The organism is Tepidimonas alkaliphilus, assembly GCF_007556595.1.
GTDB classification, from domain to species: domain Bacteria; phylum Pseudomonadota; class Gammaproteobacteria; order Burkholderiales; family Burkholderiaceae_C; genus Tepidimonas; species Tepidimonas alkaliphila.
The window spans coordinates 19,368-41,113 of the sequence record NZ_VJNB01000002.1 but is presented as its reverse complement, the minus strand read 5'-3'; the positions used below and the strand labels follow the sequence as shown (position 1 = coordinate 41,113).

General features: G+C 67.1%; 26 protein-coding genes. 23 read left to right on the top strand and 3 right to left on the bottom strand.

The annotated features are described in order from the left end of the window. The first annotated feature begins 38 nt into the window (after positions 1 to 38). The 17 genes from Talka_RS02330 (at position 39) to Talka_RS02250 (ending at position 15,463) form a co-directional block, all read left to right on the top strand. Entirely contained in the window at positions 39 to 632 is a 594-nt protein-coding gene (locus Talka_RS02330) for a hypothetical protein (protein ID WP_185970036.1), read from the top strand. Then, on the top strand, positions 629 to 2,185 hold the full coding sequence (ubiB, locus tag Talka_RS02325) for a ubiquinone biosynthesis regulatory protein kinase UbiB (RefSeq protein WP_143889509.1): 1,557 nt from the start codon (positions 629 to 631) through the stop codon (positions 2,183 to 2,185). Before Talka_RS02330 ends, ubiB begins: the two co-directional genes overlap by 4 nt. 119 nt (positions 2,186 to 2,304) lie before the next feature. Then, complete coding sequence (locus tag Talka_RS02320) at positions 2,305 to 2,625, top strand: FmdB family zinc ribbon protein (protein ID WP_143889508.1); 321 nt, start codon at positions 2,305 to 2,307, stop codon at positions 2,623 to 2,625. After that, positions 2,612 to 3,286, top strand: a complete 675-nt coding sequence (locus Talka_RS02315; RefSeq protein WP_246100534.1) for a DUF502 domain-containing protein — start codon at positions 2,612 to 2,614, stop codon at positions 3,284 to 3,286. Before Talka_RS02320 ends, Talka_RS02315 begins: the two co-directional genes overlap by 14 nt. A 36-nt stretch (positions 3,287 to 3,322) precedes the next feature. After that, on the top strand, positions 3,323 to 5,116 hold the full coding sequence (gene aspS, locus Talka_RS02310) for an aspartate--tRNA ligase (RefSeq protein WP_143889507.1): 1,794 nt from the start codon (positions 3,323 to 3,325) through the stop codon (positions 5,114 to 5,116). Between the two features lie 43 nt (positions 5,117 to 5,159). After that, positions 5,160 to 5,471, top strand: coding sequence for an ElaB/YgaM/YqjD family protein (locus tag Talka_RS02305; RefSeq protein ID WP_143889506.1), 312 nt, complete (start codon positions 5,160 to 5,162; stop codon positions 5,469 to 5,471). 31 nt (positions 5,472 to 5,502) lie between these two features. Continuing rightward, entirely contained in the window at positions 5,503 to 5,913 is a 411-nt protein-coding gene (locus Talka_RS02300; RefSeq protein WP_143889505.1) for a phage holin family protein, read from the top strand. Further along, positions 5,882 to 6,247: a YqjK family protein gene (locus Talka_RS02295; protein ID WP_185970035.1), complete on the top strand. Its 366-nt coding sequence runs from the start codon at positions 5,882 to 5,884 to the stop codon at positions 6,245 to 6,247. The genes Talka_RS02300 and Talka_RS02295 overlap by 32 nt, the downstream gene beginning before the upstream one ends. A gap of 4 nt (positions 6,248 to 6,251) precedes the next feature. Further along, positions 6,252 to 7,109 (top strand): flagellar motor stator protein MotA, encoded by an 858-nt coding sequence (gene motA / locus Talka_RS02290; protein WP_143889503.1) that lies wholly within the window; start codon positions 6,252 to 6,254, stop codon positions 7,107 to 7,109. 39 nt (positions 7,110 to 7,148) lie between these two features. Further along, positions 7,149 to 8,108, top strand: a complete 960-nt coding sequence (gene motB, locus Talka_RS02285; RefSeq protein WP_143889502.1) for a flagellar motor protein MotB — start codon at positions 7,149 to 7,151, stop codon at positions 8,106 to 8,108. A gap of 30 nt (positions 8,109 to 8,138) precedes the next feature. Beyond that, positions 8,139 to 8,525, top strand: coding sequence for a chemotaxis response regulator CheY (gene cheY / locus Talka_RS02280; protein WP_143889501.1), 387 nt, complete (start codon positions 8,139 to 8,141; stop codon positions 8,523 to 8,525). Positions 8,526 to 8,555: 30 nt separating this feature from the next. Beyond that, the gene (locus tag Talka_RS02275; protein WP_425472624.1) at positions 8,556 to 9,200 is read left to right on the top strand and encodes a protein phosphatase CheZ; all 645 of its coding nucleotides are present in this window, start codon (positions 8,556 to 8,558) and stop codon (positions 9,198 to 9,200) included. Positions 9,201 to 9,307: 107 nt separating this feature from the next. After that, the gene (gene flhB, locus Talka_RS02270; RefSeq protein ID WP_143889499.1) at positions 9,308 to 10,447 is read left to right on the top strand and encodes a flagellar biosynthesis protein FlhB; all 1,140 of its coding nucleotides are present in this window, start codon (positions 9,308 to 9,310) and stop codon (positions 10,445 to 10,447) included. A 34-nt stretch (positions 10,448 to 10,481) separates the two neighbouring features. After that, a complete protein-coding gene (gene flhA, locus Talka_RS02265) occupies positions 10,482 to 12,575 on the top strand; it encodes a flagellar biosynthesis protein FlhA (RefSeq protein WP_143889498.1) in 2,094 nt (697 codons plus the stop codon). Then, on the top strand, positions 12,572 to 14,092 hold the full coding sequence (gene flhF / locus Talka_RS02260) for a flagellar biosynthesis GTPase FlhF (protein WP_143889497.1): 1,521 nt from the start codon (positions 12,572 to 12,574) through the stop codon (positions 14,090 to 14,092). Before flhA ends, flhF begins: the two co-directional genes overlap by 4 nt. Next, the gene (locus Talka_RS02255) at positions 14,085 to 14,696 is read left to right on the top strand and encodes a hypothetical protein (protein WP_143889496.1); all 612 of its coding nucleotides are present in this window, start codon (positions 14,085 to 14,087) and stop codon (positions 14,694 to 14,696) included. The genes flhF and Talka_RS02255 overlap by 8 nt, the downstream gene beginning before the upstream one ends. A 47-nt stretch (positions 14,697 to 14,743) precedes the next feature. After that, complete coding sequence (locus Talka_RS02250; protein ID WP_143889495.1) at positions 14,744 to 15,463, top strand: RNA polymerase sigma factor FliA; 720 nt, start codon at positions 14,744 to 14,746, stop codon at positions 15,461 to 15,463. 46 nt (positions 15,464 to 15,509) lie between these two features. Here the strand turns inward: Talka_RS02250 and Talka_RS02245 are convergent, their stop codons facing one another. The 3 genes from Talka_RS02245 to flgA form a co-directional block, all read right to left on the bottom strand. Then, the gene (locus Talka_RS02245; RefSeq protein ID WP_143889494.1) at positions 15,510 to 15,869 is read right to left on the bottom strand and encodes a hypothetical protein; all 360 of its coding nucleotides are present in this window, start codon (positions 15,867 to 15,869) and stop codon (positions 15,510 to 15,512) included. A 16-nt stretch (positions 15,870 to 15,885) separates the two neighbouring features. Continuing rightward, positions 15,886 to 16,218 carry a flagellar biosynthesis anti-sigma factor FlgM gene (gene flgM, locus Talka_RS02240; protein ID WP_143889493.1) on the bottom strand — a complete coding sequence of 111 codons (333 nt, stop codon included), beginning with the start codon at positions 16,216 to 16,218 and terminating at the stop codon, positions 15,886 to 15,888. 86 nt (positions 16,219 to 16,304) lie between these two features. Continuing rightward, positions 16,305 to 17,105 (bottom strand): flagellar basal body P-ring formation chaperone FlgA, encoded by an 801-nt coding sequence (flgA, locus tag Talka_RS02235; protein ID WP_143889492.1) that lies wholly within the window; start codon positions 17,103 to 17,105, stop codon positions 16,305 to 16,307. Positions 17,106 to 17,296: 191 nt separating this feature from the next. On the opposite strand from flgA, the gene flgB reads away from it, so the two are divergent. The 6 genes from flgB to flgG are packed head-to-tail and all read left to right on the top strand — an operon-like array spanning position 17,297 to position 21,727. After that, positions 17,297 to 17,734, top strand: coding sequence for a flagellar basal body rod protein FlgB (gene flgB, locus Talka_RS02230; RefSeq protein WP_143889491.1), 438 nt, complete (start codon positions 17,297 to 17,299; stop codon positions 17,732 to 17,734). A gap of 14 nt (positions 17,735 to 17,748) precedes the next feature. Next, complete coding sequence (flgC, locus tag Talka_RS02225) at positions 17,749 to 18,153, top strand: flagellar basal body rod protein FlgC (RefSeq protein ID WP_143889490.1); 405 nt, start codon at positions 17,749 to 17,751, stop codon at positions 18,151 to 18,153. A gap of 20 nt (positions 18,154 to 18,173) precedes the next feature. Further along, complete coding sequence (locus tag Talka_RS02220) at positions 18,174 to 18,827, top strand: flagellar hook assembly protein FlgD (protein ID WP_246100533.1); 654 nt, start codon at positions 18,174 to 18,176, stop codon at positions 18,825 to 18,827. A 27-nt stretch (positions 18,828 to 18,854) separates the two neighbouring features. After that, a complete protein-coding gene (gene flgE, locus Talka_RS02215; protein ID WP_143889489.1) occupies positions 18,855 to 20,138 on the top strand; it encodes a flagellar hook protein FlgE in 1,284 nt (427 codons plus the stop codon). Positions 20,139 to 20,164: 26 nt separating this feature from the next. Then, a complete protein-coding gene (flgF, locus tag Talka_RS02210) occupies positions 20,165 to 20,905 on the top strand; it encodes a flagellar basal-body rod protein FlgF (protein WP_143889488.1) in 741 nt (246 codons plus the stop codon). Between the two features lie 39 nt (positions 20,906 to 20,944). Beyond that, positions 20,945 to 21,727, top strand: coding sequence for a flagellar basal-body rod protein FlgG (gene flgG, locus Talka_RS02205; RefSeq protein ID WP_143889487.1), 783 nt, complete (start codon positions 20,945 to 20,947; stop codon positions 21,725 to 21,727). Positions 21,728 to 21,746: the final 19 nt, after the last annotated feature.

The following is a 21,746-nucleotide window of genomic DNA, read 5'->3' as shown; positions in this document are numbered from 1 at the left end:
GTTGCGCCCGCTTCGATCCGCGGCACAATCCAGGGGGCATGGAGATGCCCCCTTTTTCATGGCTGCCGGCGCCGCCGGCGTGGTTGCTTGATGAGGCGCGCAACCGTTTGGTGCTGCTGCTGAACCATCTGCTGCAGCAGGAGCCTGAGGCGCAACAGCGTCTGCGGCGCTACGCGGGCCGGTGCATCGTGGTGCGCGCCCCGGGGCTGTTGCCAGCTGCGTGGGCGCAAGTTGGAGACGAGCCGTTGCGGTTGCAAATCAGCCCGGCTGGCTTGTGGATGCAGGCTCCCATGAACGTGGCCCCCGACCTGACGTTGACGCTGCAGCCCGCCTCGCCCGCTGTGTGGCTGCGTCAAGCGCTGGCCGGGCAGCGACCGGCGGCCAGCATCGCGGGCGATGTGCAGCTGGCTGCCGAAGTGGCCTGGCTGATCGACCACGTGCGCTGGGACGTGGAGGAGGATCTGGCGCGGCTGCTGGGCGACGCCGCCGCGCACACGCTGGTCGGCTGGGGGCGGGCGTGCGCCGAAGCGCTGCGAGCGCACGTGCTGCCCGGCGTGCGCGCGTGGGCGCAGCGCGCGGCGGCGTGGCGTGCGTCCAAGCCGAGCCATACGGGTGATGGAGCCGCCGCATGAGGCGCTGGCTGCGCGGCTGGTTCATCGTTTGGGTACTGCTGCGCTATGGCCTGGACGAGCTGATCCTGTCGGGCCTGCGCCATCCGGGCTTTGCGCTGCTGCGGCGGCTGTTGACGGTCGGGCGCGACCTGTCGGCCCCGCGCGGCCAGCGCCTGCGCGAGGCGCTGGAGCGGCTCGGGCCGATCTTCGTCAAGTTTGGCCAGGTGCTGTCAACCCGGCGCGACCTGCTGCCGCCCGACATCGCCGACGAGCTGGCGCGACTGCAGGACCGCGTGCCGCCGTTTCCGACCGAGGTGGCGGTGGCCACCATTGAGCGCGCCTTCGGCCGCCCGCTGCACGAGGTGTTTGCGACGTTTGAGCGCGAGCCGGTGGCCAGCGCCTCGATCGCGCAGGTGCACTTCGCCACGCTGCGCGACGGGCGCGAGGTCGCAGTCAAGGTGTTGCGCCCCGGCATGCTGCCGGTGATCGAGAAGGACTTGGCGCTGATGCGCACGATGGCCAGCTGGATCGAGCGGCTGTCGCGCGATGGCCGGCGGCTGAAGCCGCGCGAGGTGGTGGCCGAGTTCGACAAGTATCTGCATGACGAGCTTGACCTGATGCGCGAAGCGGCCAACGCCGCACAGCTGCGCCGCAACATGGCCGGGCTGGATTTGGTGCTGATCCCGGAAATGCACTGGGAGTGGTGCCGCAGCGACGTGCTGGTGATGCAGCGCATGCGCGGCGTGCCGATCAGCCAGGTCGAGCGGCTGCGCGCCGCCGGCGTGGACATCAAGAAGCTGGCGCGCGACGGCGTGACGATTTTTTTCACGCAGGTGTTTCGCGATGGCTTCTTCCACGCCGACATGCACCCGGGCAACATCCAGGTGTCGCTGGAGCCGCAGACCTTTGGTCGCTACATTTCGCTGGACTTTGGCATCGTCGGCACGCTGACCGAATACGACAAGGAATACCTGGCGCAAAATTTCACGGCTTTCTTCCGGCGCGACTACAAGCGCGTGGCCGAGCTGCACATCGAGTCGGGCTGGGTGCCGCCCCAGACGCGCGTGGATGAATTGGAGGCGGCGGTGCGCGCGGTGTGCGAGCCGTATTTCGATCGTCCGCTGAAGGACATTTCGCTGGGTCTGGTGCTGATGCGGCTGTTTCAGACCTCGCGCCGCTTCAACGTGGAGATCCAGCCGCAGCTGGTGTTGCTGCAAAAGACGCTACTTAACATCGAGGGCCTAGGCCGTCAGCTCGACCCCGACCTGGATCTGTGGAGCACCGCCAAGCCGTTTTTGGAGCGTTGGATGGTGGAGCAGGTGGGGCCGCGGCGGCTGTGGCGCGAGCTTAAGGCGCACGCGCCGCTGTATGCCAAATTGCTGCCGCGCTTGCCGGTGTTGTGGCACGCCCAGCTGCAGCAGCCGCGTCTTGCCGATGTGCAGGCGCAATTGCAGGCGTTGGCGCGTCAGCAGCGCCGTATCCAGCAGTGGCTGTGGGTGGTGGCCGGCTGGCTGCTGGGCTTTGCCGCCGGGGCGGCGGTGATGGGGTTGGGCTGGCCTCTGCGGTGGGGCTAGCGTCGCGTGCTTGGGGCCGTGGCTGGCCTTGAAAACGCTCGCCTGAGCCCGCAGCTCTATAATCGAAGGTTTTGCACACCGTCTTGCGTCATCTTTGTTGTCGTTTTGCAGGTGCAGCCATGCCTATTTACGCCTACAAGTGCGAGTCCTGTGGCTACGCCAAGGACGTGTTGCAAAAAGTATCGGATGAGCCGCTGACCGTGTGCCCGGCGTGCGGCGCGCCGACGTTTCGCAAGCAGCTCACCGCCGCCGGCTTTCAGCTCAAAGGCACCGGCTGGTATGTGACCGACTTCCGCAACAGTGGCGGCGGGGCTGCCAAGGCCGCTGGCGCCGGCGCGGCGGCCGGAGCGTCCGCCGAGGCGTCGTCGTCCTCATCCTCGTCGTCCAGCGGCGGCGAGGCGGCCTCCACCCCGTGCGGGGCGGCCTGTGCCTGTCATTGAGCGCGCGCGCATCGGCGCGGCGCTGCGGCGCTGGCTGCTGTCGGGCCTGCTGGTGCTGGTCCCGCTGATCGTCACCCTGTGGGTGCTGGAGTGGGTCATCTCCACGCTGGACCAGACGCTCAACATCCTGCCCGAGGCGTGGCAGCCGGAGCGCTGGCTCGGCGTGCGCGTGCCCGGCATGGGGGTGCTGCTGGCGCTGGCCATCGTGCTGGGCATCGGGGCGCTGGCGTCCAACTACGTCGGCAACCAGCTGGTGGCGTGGTGGCACGCGCTGCTGCAGCGCATCCCGGTGGTGCGCTCGATCTACTCCGGCGTCAAGCAGGTCTCCGACACGCTGCTGTCGGAGAAGGGCAACGCCTTTCGCCAGGCGCTGCTGGTGCAGTGGCCGCGCGAGGGGCTGTGGACGATCGCCTTCCTGACCGGCGCGCCCGGCGGCGATGTGGCGCGGCACTTGCCGCCGCAGGATTACCTCAGCGTCTATGTGCCGACGACGCCCAACCCCACCGGCGGTTATTTCGTCATCGTGCACCGTCGCGATGTGATCCCGTTGGCGATGAGCGTCGATGAGGCGCTGACCTACGTCATTTCCATGGGCGTTATCGTGCCCGGCGCGCGTCGGGGGGGTGCGGTGGCGTCCGCATCGATCCCCGGAGCGGCGTAAGCGCGCCGCCCGTTGTTTTAAGAGGCAACCTCCATCATGTTGATGCGCTCCCATTACTGCGGCCTGGTCAGCGAAGCCTTGATCGGCCAGGCGGTCACCCTGTGCGGTTGGGTGCACCGGCGGCGCGACCACGGCGGCGTCATCTTCATCGACCTGCGCGACCGCGAGGGTCTGGTGCAGGTCGTCTGCGATCCCGATCGCCCCGAGATGTTCGCCACGGCCGAGGGGCTGCGCAACGAGTATTGCATTCAGGTCAAGGGCGTGGTGCGCGCGCGCCCCGAAGGCACCGTCAACGAGGCCATCCGCAGCGGCAAGGTCGAGGTGCTGTGCCACGCCATCGAGGTGCTCAACCCGAGCGTCACGCCACCGTTCCAGCTCGATGACGAGCATTTGTCCGAGACCACGCGCCTGACGCACCGCGTGCTGGATCTGCGCCGCCCCACCATGCAGCGCAACCTGATGCTGCGCTACCGCGTCGCGATGGAGGTGCGCAAGTTCCTCGACGCCAACGGCTTCATCGACATCGAGACGCCGATGCTGACCCGGAGCACGCCGGAGGGCGCGCGCGACTACCTGGTGCCCAGCCGCGTGCACGACGGCATGTTCTATGCGCTGCCGCAGTCGCCGCAGCTGTTCAAGCAGCTGCTGATGGTGGCCGGCTTCGACCGCTACTACCAGATCACCAAGTGCTTCCGCGACGAGGATCTGCGCGCCGACCGCCAGCCGGAGTTCACGCAGATCGACATCGAGACCTCGTTCATGACGGAGCAGGAGATCCGCGACCTGTTCCAAGACATGATCAAGACGGTGTTCGCCCACACCATTGGCGTGGATTTGGGCGAGTTTCCGGTCATGACCTATGCCGAGGCGATGGCGCGCTACGGCTCCGATAAGCCCGACCTGCGCGTCAAGATGGAGTTCACCGAGCTGACCGACGTCATGAAGGACGTCGAGTTCAAAGTGTTTGCCGGGCCGGCCAACCAGCCGGGCGGGCGTGTCGTCGCGCTGCGCGTGCCGGGCGGCGGCCAGCTGTCGCGCAGCGAGATCGACGCCTACACCGAGTTTGTCAAGATCTACGGCGCCAAGGGGCTGGCCTGGATCAAGGTCAACGATCTGGCCGCCGGCCGCGACGGGCTGCAGTCGCCGATCGTCAAGAATCTGCACGACGCCGCCCTGCAAGCCATCCTGCAGCGCAGCGGGGCGCAAAATGGCGACCTGCTGTTCTTCGGCGCCGACAAGGCCAAGATCGTCAACGACGCCATCGGCGCGCTGCGCGTCAAGATCGGCCACAGCGAATTCGGCCGCAGGAACGGCCTGTTCGAGGACCGCTGGGCGCCGCTGTGGGTGGTGGACTTCCCGATGTTCGAGTACGACGAGGACGAGGGCCGCTGGGTGGCGGTGCACCACCCCTTCACCGCGCCGAAGGACGGCCACGAGGACCTGATGGACACCGACCCCGGCGCGTGCCTGGCCAAAGCCTACGACATGGTGCTCAACGGCTGGGAACTGGGCGGCGGCTCGGTGCGCATCCACCGCGCCGACGTGCAGCGCAAGGTGTTCGCGGCGCTCAAGATCACCGAGGACGAGGCGCGCGCCAAGTTCGGCTTCCTGCTCGATGCACTGCAGTACGGCGCGCCGCCGCACGGCGGGCTGGCCTTTGGGCTGGACCGTCTGGTGACGCTGATGACCGGCGCCGAGTCGATCCGCGACGTGATCGCCTTCCCGAAGACGCAGCGCGCGCAGTGCCTGCTGACGCACGCCCCGAGCCCCGTGGACGAGAAGCAGTTGCGCGAGCTGCACATCCGCCTGCGCAACCCGCAGCCGGCGTGATACAGTGCGCGAGAGCATCCAACCCAACTCCAAGGAGGTCACGATGACGGACAGCACGCTCAACCCGAAAGACAAACTGGTGGCCGACCTCAAAGTCGTGATGGCCGACGCCGAAGAGCTGCTGGCCGCCACCGCGCACAGCACCGGCGAGCGCGTGGCCGAGCTGCGCGAGCGCCTGCAGGAAAACCTGCGCAACGTGCGCTACCGCTTGGCCGACGCCGAGGCCGCCATTCGCGAGCGCACGCGCGAAATGGCGCGCGCCACCGACCACTACGTGCACGAGCACCCGTGGAAGGCGATCGGCGTGGCCGCCGGCATTGGGTTGCTGGTCGGCATGTTGATCGGGCGGCGCTAAGCAGCGCCGCAAGCAAGGGGCGGCAACGTCGATGGCCACCCCCGAAACCGAAGCGGGTTCGCGACCGCTGGCGCAAGCGGCGCGGGCTTGGCTTGGCGATGCCCTTGAGCTGGCGCACGTGCGGTTGGCGCTGCTGGGGGTGGAAGCCTCCGAACACGCGCTGGATCTGGCCCGCGGCCTGGCCTGGATGATGGCGGCGGCCTTGTTGCTGCCCGCGGCCTTGGTGTGCCTGCTGGTGTTGTTGACGGTGCTGCTGTGGGACACGCAGCGCGTGTTGGCGCTGGCGCTGGCCAGCGGGGTGCTGATGGCCACCGGCGCCGCGGCGGCGTGGGTCGGCTGGCAGCGTCTGCGCGGCGTGGCATGGTTTGCCGCCAGCCGTGCGGAATTGGCGCGCGATGTGGAGCGCTTGCGTGGCGGACGCGACGCCGCTTCCCAAGGTTGAAGCGCCCCTGGGCCTGCGCGCTCATCTGGCAGCGCGCCGCGCGCAGTTGTTGCAGCGCTCGGCCGAGTTGCGCGAGCGGCTGGCGCTGCACGCTGCGGGGTTGCAGCCGGCTTTCAGCGCCGTTGACACGCTGCGGGGCGGCTGGCGTTGGCTGCGACGGCATCCGTGGCTGCCGCTGGCGTTGGGCGTTTGGTGGATGGCGCGCCGCCCGCGGCGCGTTGGGGCGCTGGCGATGTTGGCGTGGCGCGCCTGGCGGAGCTGGCAGCGCTTGCCGCCACGTTGGCGGCGCAGGCTGATCGATAGAATCAAGTCGGCTCCAACCACCATCAGGTAGCGCCATGTTCGTCATCATCGGCTGGGTGATCGTGCTCGCCTGCGTCTTCGGGGTGTTCATTGCCCACGGAGGCAACATTGGCGTCGTTTTGAAGGCCCTGCCGTTTGAGATGGCCACCATCTTCGGCGCCGCCATCGGGGCTTTTATCGCCGGCAACATGATGCCGGTGCTTAAAGGGGTTGGGCGAGGGCTAGGGCGCTGTTTCAAAGGTTCGCAATACACCAAGCAGCGCTTTATGGATTTGCTCGCGCTGCTGTATGACATCCTGCAAAAAGCCCGCAAAGAAGGCTTGATGGCGATCGAGGGCGATGTGGAAAATCCTGAAGCCTCGCCGCTGTTTCAAAAATACCCTACCATCGCCAGCGATCACCATACGGTGGAATTTATCACCGACTATTTACGCCTGATGGTGTCAGGCAACCTCAACGCGCACGAGATCGAAGCCATCATGGATGCCGAGCTTGACACCCACCACGCCGAAGAGCACGCCGCGGTGGCGGCGCTGCAGCGCCTAGCCGGGGCGCTGCCGGCATTTGGCATCGTGGCGGCGGTGCTGGGTGTGGTCAACACCATGGGCTCGGTCGGCCAGCCGCCGGCCGTTCTGGGCGGCATGATCGGCTCGGCGCTGGTGGGCACGTTCCTTGGCATTTTGCTGTCGTATGCGTTTGCCGAGCCGCTGGCCAGCTTGCTGGAGCAAAAAATCGACGAGGCCAGCAAAGAGCTGCACTGCATCAAAACCACGTTGCTGGCCAGCATGCAAGGCTACGCGCCGATGACCGCGATCGAATTCGGCCGCAAGGTGTTGTATTCGACCGCGCGCCCGACGTTTGCGGAGCTGGAGCAGCACGTCAAGAAAAAATAACGAGACGGGCAGTTCCCGCACCGGTCAAGCATCCGCATCATGAGCGCTTCAGGCAAGCCGCTGCAACCGATCATCATCAAGCGCGTCAAAAAGGGCGGGCACGGCGCGCATGGCGGCGCATGGAAAATTGCCTACGCCGACTTTGTGACGGCGATGATGGCGTTTTTCCTGTTGATGTGGCTTCTGGGCTCCACCACTGAAGGCGACCGCAAAGGCATTCAAGATTACTTTAATCTACCGCTGCGGGTGCTGCTGTTTGGTGGGCCCGGGCCGGGCGGGTCGGCCAGCATTTTGACCGGCGGCGGCGACGATTTGACCAAAAAGTCGGGAGAAGTGGCGCGCGGTGAAGTCGAGGCGTTGCGCGACGCTGCGACGCAATTGGCGCGGGAAGAAGCGTTGCGGCTGGATCGTCAACGCATCGCGCTGCTGCGCGACAAAATTGAATCGATTATCAACGTCAACCCTAAGCTCGCGGAATTTAAAAACCAGATCCGGCTGGAGATGGTGCAAGACGGGCTGTATATTCAGATCATCGACGAGCAAAACCGTCCGATGTTTGACACCGGCAGCGCGTTGCTCAAACCCTACATGCGCGATATTTTGCGCGCCATTGCCGAAGTGCTCAAAGAAGTGGACAACCGCATCGCGCTGTCGGGGCACACCGACGCCACGCCTTACGGCAGCGGCGAACGGGCCTACAGCAACTGGGAGCTCTCGGCAGATCGCGCCAACGCCTCGCGTCGCGAGCTCGTGGCGGCTGGTCTGCCCGATGGCAAGCTGGCGCGCGTGGTTGGCATGGCTGACAAGCAGCTGCTGTTTCCGGACAACCCGTTTGATCCCCGCAACCGTCGCATCAGCATCTTGGTGCTGACCCGTGAGGCGGAAGAGCGCATGACCAAGTCGCTGGAAGCCGCCACCGAAATCACCCAAAGCAGCCAAGTCCAGCAAGCGGTGGGCGCGGCGGCCGAGCGGGCCAGCGCCGGCGGTGCGCCGCGCTAAACTTAAGCGTCCATCCGGACGGAGTCATCCATGGCCCATGTGCGCTTTTTGATCGTTGACGACTTCTCCACGATGCGGCGGATCGTGCGCAACCTGCTCAAAGAGCTGGGGCACACCGACGCCGATGAGGCCGAGGACGGCTCGGTGGCGTTGCACAAGCTGCGCAACGGCAAGTTCGACATGGTGATCTCCGACATCAACATGCCGAACATGAACGGCTTTGAGCTGCTGACCAGCATCAAATCGGACGAAAAGCTCAAGCACATTCCAGTGCTGATGGTCACCGCGGAGGCGCGCAAGGAAGACATCATCGCCGCCGCGCAGGGCGGAGCAGCGGGCTACATCGTCAAGCCGTTCACCAAAGCCACGCTGGAAGAAAAGCTCACCAACATCTTCCGCAAAATGGGCTGGGCGTAACGCCCACGCCCCAGCTGGGAAGGAATGGCCGTGACCGAGCAAGCCCCCAACAGCCCCGCCGACGGCAAAAGCGACATCTACCAGCGCCTGGGCGAGATCACGCGCCAGCTGCACGAGGCGCTCAAGGAGCTTGGCTACATGCCGGCGCTCAAAGACGCGGTGGGCGAGCTGCCTGACGCGCGCAGCCGGCTGGAATACATCGCCCGCCTGACGGGTGAGGCGGCCGAAAAGGTGCTCAACCGCGTGGATGAGGCCAAGGCGGAGCAGCAAACCGTCATCGAAGCCAGCCGCCAGTTGGTGGACACCATTGGCGGCGTGCCGGGGCTGAAGTGGGCGATGCCGGAGCTGCTGGAATGGTCGCAAAAGATTCAATCGGCGGCGCAGCGCACCGACGCGCACCTGACCGAGATCATGATGGCGCAGGATTTTCACGACCTGACCGGTCAGGTGATCAAGAAGGTGGTGGCGCTGGCTGGCACGCTCGAAGAACAACTGGTGCAGCTGCTGATCGAAACCGCACCTCACGCCGCCGAAAGCACGGCGGCTGAGCCGGCGGCCAAGCCCAGCCACGGGCGCCGCGAGCTCTCCGGTCCGGTGGTCAATCCTGAAGGCCGCACCGACGTGGTGACCAGCCAGCAGCAGGTGGACGATTTGCTGGCCAGCCTCGGCTTTTGAGGCGTGATGGCCAGATAACGGGGGCGTCGGCGGCGCTTCTTGGTCTTTAGCCTGCGCCGTTGCCGACCCACAATGCGGCTGAAGCAGCCTCGGCTGCCTGAGCCGCCATGGATTCCACCCAAGACAAGAACTTACCCGCCACCCCGCGGCGCCTGCAGAAGGCGCGCGAGGAAGGGCAGGTGCCGCGCGCGCGCGACCTGACGCATCTGGTCGTGCTCGGTGCGGGGCTGAGCCTCGTCTGGTTCACGCTGCCGTGGGGCTACGAGCGGCTGCGCGCGACGATGCGCGCCGGGCTGCGCTTCGATGCCGCCGCCGCGCGCGAGCCGCGCGTGATGCTGGAGCAGCTGGCCGCCGCCCTGCAGCAGGGGCTGACGCTGGTGCTGCCGCTGGGTCTGGCGCTGATCGCGCTGGTGGTGTTGGCGCTGGTGGCGGCGCGCTCGGTGGCCTTCAGCGTCAAGCCGCTGGCGCCGGATTGGTCCAAGATCGGGCTGCTCAGCGGCTTGAAGCGCCTGTTCTCGCGCCAGCAGCTGTTCGAGGTTCTCAAACTCCTGGCCATCACGGCGCTGATCGCCGCCATTGGCGGCTGGTATGTGGCCACGCACGTGCAGGACTTTGCCAGTCTGCTGCTGCGCCCGCTGGAGCCGGCGCTGGTGCAGGCCGGGCAGTGGTTCATGCTCGGCGTGGCGGCCATGCTGTCGATCGTGCTGCTGGTGGCGGTGGTGGACGTGCCCCTGCAGCAGTATCTGTACCGCCACAACCTGCGCATGTCGCTGCAGGAGGTCAAGGACGAGTTCAAGGAAACCGAGGGCAACCCGCAGATCAAGAGCAAGCGCCGCCAGCGCGCGCGCGAGATCGCCTACAGCCAGAGCGTGCGCCGGGTACCGCAGGCCGACGTGGTGGTGATGAACCCGACGCACTACGCGGTGGCGCTGCGCTACGACGAGGCCACGATGGCCGCGCCGCACGTCATCGCCAAGGGCGCGGACCTGCTGGCGCTGCGCATGCGCGACCTGGCGCGCGAACACCGCGTGCCGGTGCTGGAGGCGCCGATGCTGGCGCGCGCCCTCTACGCCCACACCGAACTCGACCAGCCGGTGCCGGCGGCGCTGTTCACGGCGGTGGCGCAGGTGCTGGCGTATGTCTATCGGCTGCGCGCCGCGCTGCGCGGCCAGGGTCCGCTGCCCAAGCCGCCGCGGCCGCAGGTGCCGCTGGAGCTCGACCCGCTGCGTGGCCAGGGGCCGCGCTGAAGTCCCCCCTTCTGCCTGAACCCGAACGACGACGATGAACGCCGCCCTGCAGTCGCTGCAACAGACGCTGGCCCCGCTGCGCGGCCACGGCCAGGCGCTGGCTGCGCCGATCCTGGTGATGCTGGTACTGGCCATGCTGGTGCTGCCGCTGCCGCCGTGGCTGCTGGACACCTTCTTCACCCTCAACATTGGGATTGCGCTGACGGTGATGATGGTGGCCGCCTACATCAAGCGGCCGCTGGACTTCACCGCCTTCCCGACCGTGCTGCTGCTGACGACGCTGCTGCGGCTGTCGCTCAACGTCGCCTCCACGCGCGTGGTGCTGATGGAGGGCCACACCGGCCCCGGCGCGGCCGGCGCGGTCATCGAGGCGTTTGGCACCTTTCTGATCGGCGGCAACTTCGCCGTCGGCCTGATCGTGTTCCTGATCCTGGTGGTGATCAACTTCGTCGTCATCACCAAGGGCGCCGAGCGCATCGCCGAGGTCGGCGCGCGCTTCACGCTGGACGCCATGCCCGGCAAGCAGATGGCCATCGACGCCGACCTCAACGCCGGCCTGATCGACCAGGCCGAGGCCAAGCGCCGCCGCGCCGAGGTGGCGGTGGAGGCCGACTTCTTCGGCAACATGGACGGCGCCTCCAAGTTCGTGCGCGGGGATGCCATCGCCGGCATCCTGATCCTGCTGATCAACATGATCGGCGGCTTTGCCATCGGCATGCTGCAGCACGGCCTGACGCTGGAGCAGGCCGCGCACAGCTACATCACGCTGTCGGTGGGCGACGCGCTGGTGGCGCAGGTGCCGGCGCTGCTGATCTCGGTGGCGGCGGCGATGGTGGTCTCGCGCGTCGGCAAAGAAGAAGATCTGGGCCAGCAGATCGTCAGCCAGATGCTGGATTCGCCCAAGGTGCTGGGCGTCACCGCCGGCGTGCTGGCGCTGTTGGGCGTCATCCCCGGCATGCCCAACGGGGTGTTCCTGATGTTTGCCCTGCTGGCCGGCGGCTCGGCGTGGTGGTTGGCGCAACAGCGCCGCCGCGCCGAGCAGGCCAAGGCGCAGGCGGCGCCGCAGGCCCCGGCGGCCGCCCCGGACGCCGAGGCCACCTGGGACGACCTGCAGCCCGTGGACTTGCTCGGGCTGGAGCTGGGCTATCGGCTGATCGCGCTGGTGGACCGCAGCCGCCGCGGCGACCTGCTGACGCGCATCAAGGGCGTGCGCAAGAAGTTCGCGCAGGACGTGGGCTTTTTGCCGCCGCCGGTGCACGTGCGCGACAACCTGGAACTCAAGCCGAGCAGCTACCGCATCACGCTGCGCGGCGTGGTGGTCGGCGAGGGCGAGGTGTTCCCGGGCCAGTTTCTGGCCATCAACCCCGGTCACATCCGCACGCCGCTGATCGGCCAAGCCACCACCGACCCGGCGTTCGGTCTGCCGGCCACCTGGATCGACGAGCGCCAGAAGGAAAGCGCGCAAATGGCCGGCTACACCGTCGTTGATGCGGAGACCGTGCTGGCCACGCATTTGTCACACTTGATGCAGGTGCACGCGGCGCGGCTGCTGTCGCGCACCGAGGTGCAGGAGCTGGTGGAGCACGTGCGCAAACTCGCCCCCAAGCTCATCGACGAAGTCATCCCGACCATGGTGCCGATCGGCGTGTTCCAGAAGGTGTTGCAGCTGCTGCTGGAGGAAGGCGTGCACATCCGCGACATCCGCACCATCGTCGAGACGCTGGCGGAGCACGCCGGCGGCACGCAGGATCCGCAGGAGCTGGCGCGGCGCGTGCGCGTGGCGCTGGCCCCGGCGATCGTGCAGCAGCTCTATGGCCCGCAGCAGGAGCTGGAGGTCATCGCCATCGAACCGCAGCTGGAGCGCATCCTCGTGCAAGCGTTGGGCCCCAACGGCAACGGCGTGCTCGACCCCGGCGTGGCCGACATGCTGACGCGCTCGGCGGCGCAGGTGGCGCAACGCCAAGAAGAAGCCGGCTTGCCTGCGGTGTTGCTGGTGCCCGACGCCATCCGCCAGGCCATGGCGCGCCTGCTGCGCCGCGCCGCGCCGCGCCTGGCGGTGCTGGCGCACAGCGAAATCCCTGACACCCACACCATCCGCATCGGCCCGATCCTTGGAGAGCCCGCATGAACGCGCAACGCTTCGTCGCCCCCAACTCGCGCGAGGCCATGGCCCTGGCGCGCGCCGCCTTCGGCGAGCAGGCGGTCATCCTGTCCACGCGCTCCACCGCAGACGGTTTTGAGGTGGTGGCCACTTCCGAGGAGGCGCTGGCGCGGTTGGCTGCGCAGGTGGCGCCGCAGCCGGTTCAGCCGGCACGCACGGCGGGGTCGGGCGCGGCATCCACCGGCCGTGCGTCGCTGCAGCAGCGCGCCGCGGCGCAGCTGCCGCCGCTGTCGCCTGACAGCAGCGTGGTGCAAGATGCCGAAACCTTGGCGATGAGCACGCTGTCGTTCCAGGAGTATGTGCGCGAGCGCATGCTGCGCAAGCGTCAGGCGGCGCTGGAGGGCAAGCTGCCACCGCCGGTCGAACCGGCACGCGCGGCGCGGCGCGAGCCGTCGGCGGCTGCGCCGCAGCCGCCCGTGGCCCCACGCGGCGCCGACGTGACGCTGAACTTCGGCGCCGCGGCGCCGCAGGCCCCGGCGGCGAAAGCGGCCCCGCCCCGTCCAACCGGTGCGGCAGCGGCGCCGTCGCCGGCCGCGGCGCAGCTCAACGCCCAGCTGGAAGGGCTGCGGCAAATGGTGGAGGAGCGCTTCCAGACGCTGGCGTGGCTCGGCCAGGCGCGCTTGAGCCCGATCCAGTCCACGCTGATGCACAAGTTCATCCGCGCGGGCTTTTCGCCAACGGTGGCGCGCGCGGTGCTGGAGCGGCTGCCGGCGCAGCTCGACGCCGCTGGCGCCTGGCGCTGGGTGCTGGACGTGCTGGCGCACAACCTGCGCGTGGCGCGCGAGCCCGGCCTGCCGTGCGACGAAGGCGGCGTGTTTGCGCTGGTGGGCCCCACCGGCGTGGGCAAGACCACCACGGTGGCCAAGCTCGCCGCGCAGTGCGTGCGCGCCTACGGCGCGGGCAGCGTCGGCCTCATCACGCTGGACACCTACCGCGTGGCGGGTTACGAGCAGCTGCGCGCGTATGGCCGCATGCTGGGCGTGGTGGCGCACCAGGCGCACGACCAGGCCGCGCTGCAAGACCTGCTGGAGCTGTTGGCGGGCAAACGTTTGGTGCTGATCGACACCCCGGGCTTGAGCCAGCGCGACCCGCGGCTGAAGGAGATGCTGGCGCTGCTGCAGGCTCCCGCGGTCAAGAAACTGCTGGTGCTGGACGCCGGACGGCACGGCGACACGCTCGATGAGGTGGTGCAGACTTACAAGGGGCTGGGGTTGCACGGCGCGGTGCTGTCCAAGGTCGATGAGGCGGTCAAGCTGGCCCCAGCGGTGGATGCGCTGTTGCGTCACCAGCTAACGCTGCGGGGCTTGAGCACCGGCCAGCGCGTGCCGGAGGACTGGCAGCGGGCGGAAGCCGCGGCGTTGGTGCGCTTGTCGATGGGCGGCGGCGCCAAATCGCCCTTTGAGCCGCAGCGCGAGGAGCTGCCGTATTTCTTTGCCGATGCCGTGGCGGGTGGCTGGCAGCCTCAGGGGGTTGGCCATGCTTGAGGCGGGCGGTTGGCTGCGGGATCAGGCGGCGGGCTTGGCGGCTTGGAGGTTGCAGCCCCCATTGCGCGTGGTGGCGTTGGTGGAGCAGCCCGGCAGCTCGGCGCTGGCCAGCCGGCTGCAAGCGGGCTGGGCGGCGCTGGGCTTAAGCTGCGGCGCCGTGGCCGCAGCGCCGCCTCTGTGGGATGAGGCGCCGGCAGCCGACGTTTGGTTGTGGCGCGCCGATGCGCAGGTTTTGGCGCGCTGGTGGCCGCGCGAAGGCGGCGCGCCGCTGGTGCCGCTGTTGGCGCAACCGACATCCTTGGTGGAAGCCTACCGCGCGCTCAAAACGCTGCGGCTTGCGAGCCTGAGTCCGTTGGTGTTGGCTCTGGCTCAAGCGCCTGGCGAAGAGCCCGCCTTGCAAGCCGCGCTGACCGCCTTGGGCCGCACGTGCCATCAGCACCTCGGCTGGCGGCCAACGGTCTGGACACTCGGGTATTATGAGGGCCCGCTCCCCCAGCGGGAGGCGCAGGCGGATGCGTCGATGGCAGCCCAAGTGCTGGAAACCGCCTGGCTGCTTGAAGCGCGCGCGCTCGGGCCCGAACGGAGGCCGTCGGCCGCATGCTAAAGGACCTTGCGACAGCCTGCGGGGGGCGTCCAGAGCTGGAGCTTGGCATGTACACCCCCAAGGGCACGCTGGACCGCGATGCGCAGCTGCGTCAGTATGCGCCGCTGGTGCACCGGATCGCGCATTTGATGATCGCGCGCTTGCCCGCCAGCGTGGAGCTTGACGACCTGATCCAAGTCGGCATGATCGGGTTGGCCGAGGCGCTGGCGCGCTACGAGCCGTCCATGGGTGTGCAGTTCGAGACTTTCGCCAGCCAGCGCATCCGCGGCGCGATGCTGGATGAGCTGCGCGAAGCCGACTGGCTGTCACGCGGCTCGCGCAAGCTGCAAAAGGACATCGAGGGGGCGATTCACCGGCTGGAGCAGCGGCTGCAGCGTCCGCCGCGTGAATCCGAAATTGCCGAGGAGCTCGGGATGACGCTGGCGCAATACCACGAAGCGCTGTCACGCTTGCGCGGCACGCAGCTGGTGTATTTGGAAGACCTGGGGAACAAGGGCGAAGACGAAGAGGGTTTTTTGGATCGTTATTTGCCCGAAGACCGGGATGCCGACCCCGAGCGCCTTCTGGCCGACCAGCGCATGCGTGCCGCGTTGGTGGAGGCCATCGCCAAGCTGCCCGAGCGCGAGCAGTATGTGATGAGCATGTATTACGAGCACGACATGAACTTAAAGGAAATTGCCGCCGTGCTCGGGGTGACCGAATCGCGCGTCAGTCAACTGCACTCGCAGGCGGTGGCGCGGTTGCGTGCGAAGTTGCGCGAGCACTAAAACGCAGGAAAGCGGGCCACGCAGCAGGGTGATCGCGGTCTGCGCGCTACCACCGTGTGCGCGGCCCCGCTTGGCGCCCCAGCTGGGCGTAAGCATCCAGCGCGTCTTGCGGCCACAGCGCTGCCAACGCCGCGCGGGTCTGTGCGTTGAGGCGGGCGTGCAGCTCATGCAGTGTTTGCAACTTGGCTTGCATGCGCTGCAGCAGCGGCGCGGGCAGGCGATCGCGCGAGGCTTGCAACGTCGCGCGCGCACGCAAAAAAGCCTGCGCCAGACTCGCGCAGGCGGTGGTCAACGATTCCACAGACGCTTCGCCGGAGGCGTGCTGAACCGTGACATTGAGAACGTCGTCCAGCTGCCGCAGCAGCGCTTGCAGCGTCGCCGTTGCGTCGTCGGCTGCCGCGTCCATCGGGAGGAACCGGCGCTTACCCGCGCGAGCGGGCTGTTGCGCCGCTGGCCACGCCCAGCATCTCTCGGGCGCTGGCGAGCATCCGGTCGGCGATCGCCTCAGGGTTGACGGTGAAGCTGCCGTTTTGGATGGCGGTGCGCATCGCCTCGACCTTGGCCGCATCAAACACATCGGTGCCGGAGCGCGCCACGCCGTTGGTCATTTCCTGAGTGACCGGCGACAACTTGACGCTGCTGCTGGCTGCGGGCGCTACCGAGGGCGCAGCCGACTGCGCCCGCGTTTCGGGGCGTTTGGGCACTGCCGCAGCCGGCGCTCCGAGCGTAACGTCAGGCGAGGTCTGAACTTTCATGGCGACTCTCCAGGCCCAAACCGAGCCTTGCTGAGAGCCATATCGACAACTTGAGGCTGAACTTTAGCGCTTTTTGTGCTTATGCGCTACAGTGGCACATCCACCGTGGTGGCATCCACCACCGTGCCGAGCACCACCTTTTTGTTGGGCAGTCGCACGCGCACGGTTTCGCCGAGGTGGCCGGGCGCCAAGGCTTCGCCGGTGGCGGTCAGCGTAAAGCCGGGGCCCTGCACCCGCAGCTTGACGGTGCTGCCGCTGGCAAACACCTGAGGGGCTCGCACGCTGCCGGCCAGCAACACTTGCCCTGCGGCCATTGCGCGGGTGGTTTGCTGGCCAACCCAGTCCTGCGGCTGCACCAGCACCGCTTGTCGCTGCGCCGTCCACTCCACCTCAGTGGCTTGCGCGTGCGCGGGCTCCAATTGGGTGCCGGGCGGCAGCGGTTGGTTCAGCACCCAACCGGGCCCCCACACGCGCACGTAGATGGGCAGAAACACATTCCAGGCCACAGGCCCATCGGTGCAGCGCAGCCCAATGCGACTGCGGCCCCACAGCCGCGTGCCGGGGGGAAGGTAGGGCTCCACGCGCTCGCACGGAGCCAGCCGCAGCCGTGGATCGAGGCTGCCGACTTCCACCTGCGCCCGCAGTTGTCCGGCCAGCGGGACGGCTTGCATTTGGGTGTCGGCCTGCACTTGCAGCCAATGCGCCATGTCGTTGCGCCACTGGGCCGAGCCGACGGGCGCGGCGTGGCTCAGCACGCCCCAGGTCGCCAGCGCCGCGGCCAGCGCCTGGCGCCAGCGTGTCCGGCCGCGCCTCAGTCCCCCCACCCAAAGGGTGGCGGTTGGCAGCGGGGAGCCGCCGAGCCAAGCCGAACCAAGGGTGAGCCTCATGACCGTCACTGTAGGCGCATGGCTCTGCGGCAAAAGCCGCAAAAGCGCCGTTTGATCGTCGTTGATCGGGCTTTTGCGTGCCCTTAAGTTTTTGACAATGCGGCTCACCGACCGCCCCAAAGGATCCAGCTGCGTTCAAGGCGGGGGTCGGCGTTGGGGCGCCACACCCCGTTTGCTCGATGGAGGACGCCATGATCAACCGTCTAACCGAGCGCATGGACGTTTTGGGCCAGGCGCTGCAGGTGCGCGCCTGGCGCCAGCAGGTCATCGCCAGCAACATCGCCAACGCCGACACGCCCGGCTACATCGCGCGGGAGGTCGATTTTCGCGCTGCCTTGCAGCAGGCCCGCGCGGCAGCGTCGGTGTCGCCGGCGTTGCAAGCCGGGCAGCCGCCGGCGCTGGCGCTGGCCGGTGACGATGCGCGGCATCTGCGCACGGCGGCGCAGACGGCTTCGGATCGAGCGCGGTTGACCTACCAGCTGCGCACCCAGCCGTCGTTGGATCAAAACACGGTGGACCTGGATCAGCAGCGGGCCAATTTTGCCGACAACGCCGTGCAGTATGAGGCGACGCTGCGCTTCATCAACGGCCACGTCAAAACGATGCTGGCGGCCATCCAAGGCCAGTGAGCGGGGGCTGAGCCATGTCGATGCTGCGCATTTTTGACGTTTCCGGCAGCGCCTTGGCGGCGCATTCGCAGCGACTCAACACGGTGGCCAGCAACCTGGCCAACGCTGAGGCGATCGCAGGGCCGGACGGGCAGGCTTATAAAGCGCGCCTGGTGGTGTTTGAGACGGTGCCGATGGGCGAGCCGGCCTCCGCGGGCGTGCGGGTGCGCACGATCGTTGAAAGCGATGCGCCGAATCGACGGGTTTACAACCCCCACCATCCGAATGCGGATGCGCAGGGTTATGTGACCTATTCCAACGTCAATCCGGTGGAGGAGGTGGTCAACATGATCGCCACCGCGCGCTCGTATCAAAACAACGTCGAGGTCATGAACACGGCCAAGACGCTGCTGCTGAAAACCCTGCAAATGGGGCAATGATTTTGCAGGAGGCCGAAGCCATGTTCATGACGCCGCTATCCAACGACCAAATTGAAGCCTACAACGCCAAAGGCGGCGCTCAGGCGGAGCAAACCGACCCGAAGGCGATGCAGGATCGGTTTTTGAAGCTGTTTGTCGCCCAGCTCAACAACCAAGATCCGCTCAACCCGCTGGACAACGCCCAGATGACCACCCAGATGGCGCAAATCAACCAGGTGGTGGGGCTGCAGCAGGTCAACGAGACGCTCAAAAGCTTGGCGACGCAATTCAGCATGATTGGCGCGCTGCAAGGGGTGCAGCTGGTGGGGCGCACCGTGGCCAGCGAAGGCAACGGCCTGCTGGTGGAAGACGGCCAGGCGCGCGGGGCGTTCAGCCTGGGCGCGGCGGTGGACCGCGTGACGGTGGAGATCTTGGGGCCAGCAGGCGAGGTGCTGGGCACCACCGAGCTCGGCGCCCGCGGCGCCGGGCTGCAAACGTTTGAGTGGCCGCTGGGCAGCGTCGATCCAGCCTTGGTGCGCACGATTCGCGTCACCGCCACGTCTGGCGGCCAGGCCGTCAAGGCCACGCCGCTGGCGCTGCACAAAGTGCAGTCGGTGGGCATGGTGGACGGCAGCCTGCGCCTGCGCACCGATGGCGGCACGCTGGGCTACGACCAAGTGTTGGCCTTTTTCTAAAGTTTTTCCCGCACCGAGGAGCATGCCATGAGTTTCGGAACCGGCCTTTCAGGCTTGAATGCGGCCAGCAAAAACCTGGACGTCATCGGCCACAACATCGCCAACGCCAACACCACCGGTTTTAAAAATCAGCGGGCGGAATTTGCCGAAATGTATGCGATGGCGCTGGGGGCCACCGGCGGCAGCAACGGCGGCATCGGCGTCAGCGTCGCCAATGTGGCGCAGCTGTTCACGCAGGGCAACATCAAAATCACCGGCAACAACCTTGATTTGGCGATCAACGGCGAAGGCCTGTTCAAGGTGCGCATGACCGATGGCTCAGTGGCCTACACGCGCAACGGCGAGTTCAAGCTCGACAAGGAAGGCCGCATCATCACCAACAACGGGGCGCGGCTGCAGGGGTATCTGCCGCCGGAGCCGGGCTCGCCGATTCCAGTCGGCGCGACGACGGATCTGGTGTTGCCGACCGGGGCGGCGATTGCGCCCAGGGCGACGGGGTCGTCCACGGTTAATCCAGGTATTTTTATTACGGCGAATTTGCCGGCTACCGCCGCGCTGCAAGGAGCTCCAGCTACCCCGCTAACAGCTGACCAGAAAAAATATGGAACGGTCGTCAATATTTACGATCAGCAGGGTAATGCAATCCCGCTGCAAATTTATTTCGTCAAGACTGCGGCGAATCAGTGGGATGTGATTGGTCGCGTCGATGGAGCGACGCCATGGCAAGGCGCCCTTGGAACGGTCAACTTCGATGCCGCAGGCGAGGTCAATGGAGCCCCAACACTGCAATTGCCTGCTAATGCTCTGGCTGCCAACTCTTATTCGGCTGGCGTGCCTTCGGCTAACTTTCCCCCCAACCCGATTAACATCAACATCGGCCAAGCCAATGCCTGGACGCTGACCCAATACGGCAGTCCGTTTGCCGTCTATGACTTGAAGCAGGACGGCTACGCGCCGGGCGAGCTGTCGTCGATCGTGATCAACGAGCAAGGCGTCATCACCGCGCGTTATTCCAACGGCGTCTCGCAGGAGGCCGGGCAGGTGGCGCTGGTGCGCTTCCGCAACCTGCAGGGGCTGGAGCCGATCAACGGCGGCTATTGGCGCGAGACGTTCACGTCAGGCCAGCCGATCGAGGGGCAGCCGCTGACCGGACGCTTCGGTTCGATCCGGCAAAACGCCCTGGAAGAGTCCAACGTCGATTTGACGCAGGAGCTGGTCAACATGATCGTGGCGCAGCGGCACTACCAGGCCAACGCGCAGACGATCAAGACGCAGGACCAGGTTCAGCAGACGCTGGTCAACCTGCGCTGAAGCGGGTTTGAACGAGGAGCGCCGCCATGGACCGGGTCGTTTTCACCGCCGCGTCGGGGGCCAAGGCCGCGATGCACCGCCATCAGGTCATCGCGCACAACCTAGCCAACGTCACGACGACCGGCTTTCGCGCCGAGCTGTCCACGTTTCGCGCGGTGCCGCTGCGCGGCGAGGGTGCCACCACCCGCGTGCACGCGCTGGAGGCCACGCCCGGCTACCTCGACAAGCCCGGCAATCTGCAGAGCACCGGCCGGCCGCTGGACGTGGCGGCGGTGGGGCGCGCGTTCTTCGCCATCCAGGGGCTGGACGGCACCGAGGCCTACACCCGCGCCGGCGCGCTGCAAATCGACGCGCAGGGCCAGCTGGTCGGCTTCAACGGCCTGCCGATGCTGTCCACCGCCGGCGCGCCGATCCAGGTGCCCAACGACGCGCAGGTCACCATCGGCCGCGACGGCACCGTCAGCGCCAAGGTCGGCAACGAGGCGCCGCAGGTGCTGGGCCGCCTCAAGCTCGTGACGCCGCCGGAGGGGCAGCGCCTGCAGCGCGGCGAGGACGGGCTGTTTCGCAGCGCCGATGGCCAGCCGCTGCCGCCGGATGACAACGCGCGCTTGGTGGATGGGGTATTGGAAGGCTCCAACGTCGACCCGATCGCGGCGATGGTCGATTTGATCGCCGCCACCCGCCTCTACGAAGCCCAGATGCGCATGGTGCAAAGCGCCGAGCGCAACGACCAGACCGCCGCGCAGCTGCTCAGCGTCAGCGCCTGAAGCCCGCTTTGCCTCCTCCCCGATATCGGAGCACCCACCATGATCAACTCGCTGCACATCGCCAAAACCGGCATGCAGGCCCAGCAGACGCAGCTGGATGTCATCGCGCACAACCTGGCCAACGTGGCCACCGCCGGCTTCAAGCGCGGCACGGCGCTGTTCGAGGATTTGATCTACCAAAACCTGCGCCAAGTGGGCGGCAACACCGCCGACAACGCCGAGCTGCCGACCGGGCTGCAAATCGGTTTGGGCGTGCGCACCGTGGCCACCGCGCGCACCTACAGCCAGGGCAACCTGCAGCAGACCGACAACAACCTGGACGTGGCGATCAACGGCAACGGGTTCTTTCGCATCCAGCTGCCCGATGGCACCATCGCCTACACGCGCGACGGCAGCTTCAAGCTCAACAACCAGGGCCAGATCGTCACCAATCAGGGCTATCTGCTGGTGGACACGCCCACCGTGCCGGAAAACGCGCGCAGCCTGACGATCGGCAAGGACGGCGTCATCACCGTCCTCGTGCCCGGCCAGGCGCAGCCGCAGCAGATCGGCCAGATCACGCTGGCCAACTTCATCAACCCCGCCGGACTGGAGCCGCTGGGGCAGAACCTGTTTCTCGAGTCGCAGGCCTCTGGCGCGCCCAATGAGGGCACGCCCGGCGCGGAAGGGTTCGGCCAGGTGCTGCAGGGCTTTCTGGAGAGCTCCAACGTCAACGTCGTGCAGGAGCTGGTCAACATGATCCAGACCCAGCGCGCCTACGAGCTCAACTCCAAGGCCGTGACCACGTCCGACCAGATGCTGCAACGCTTGACGCAGCTGTGATATCCACCCCTGCCGGAGC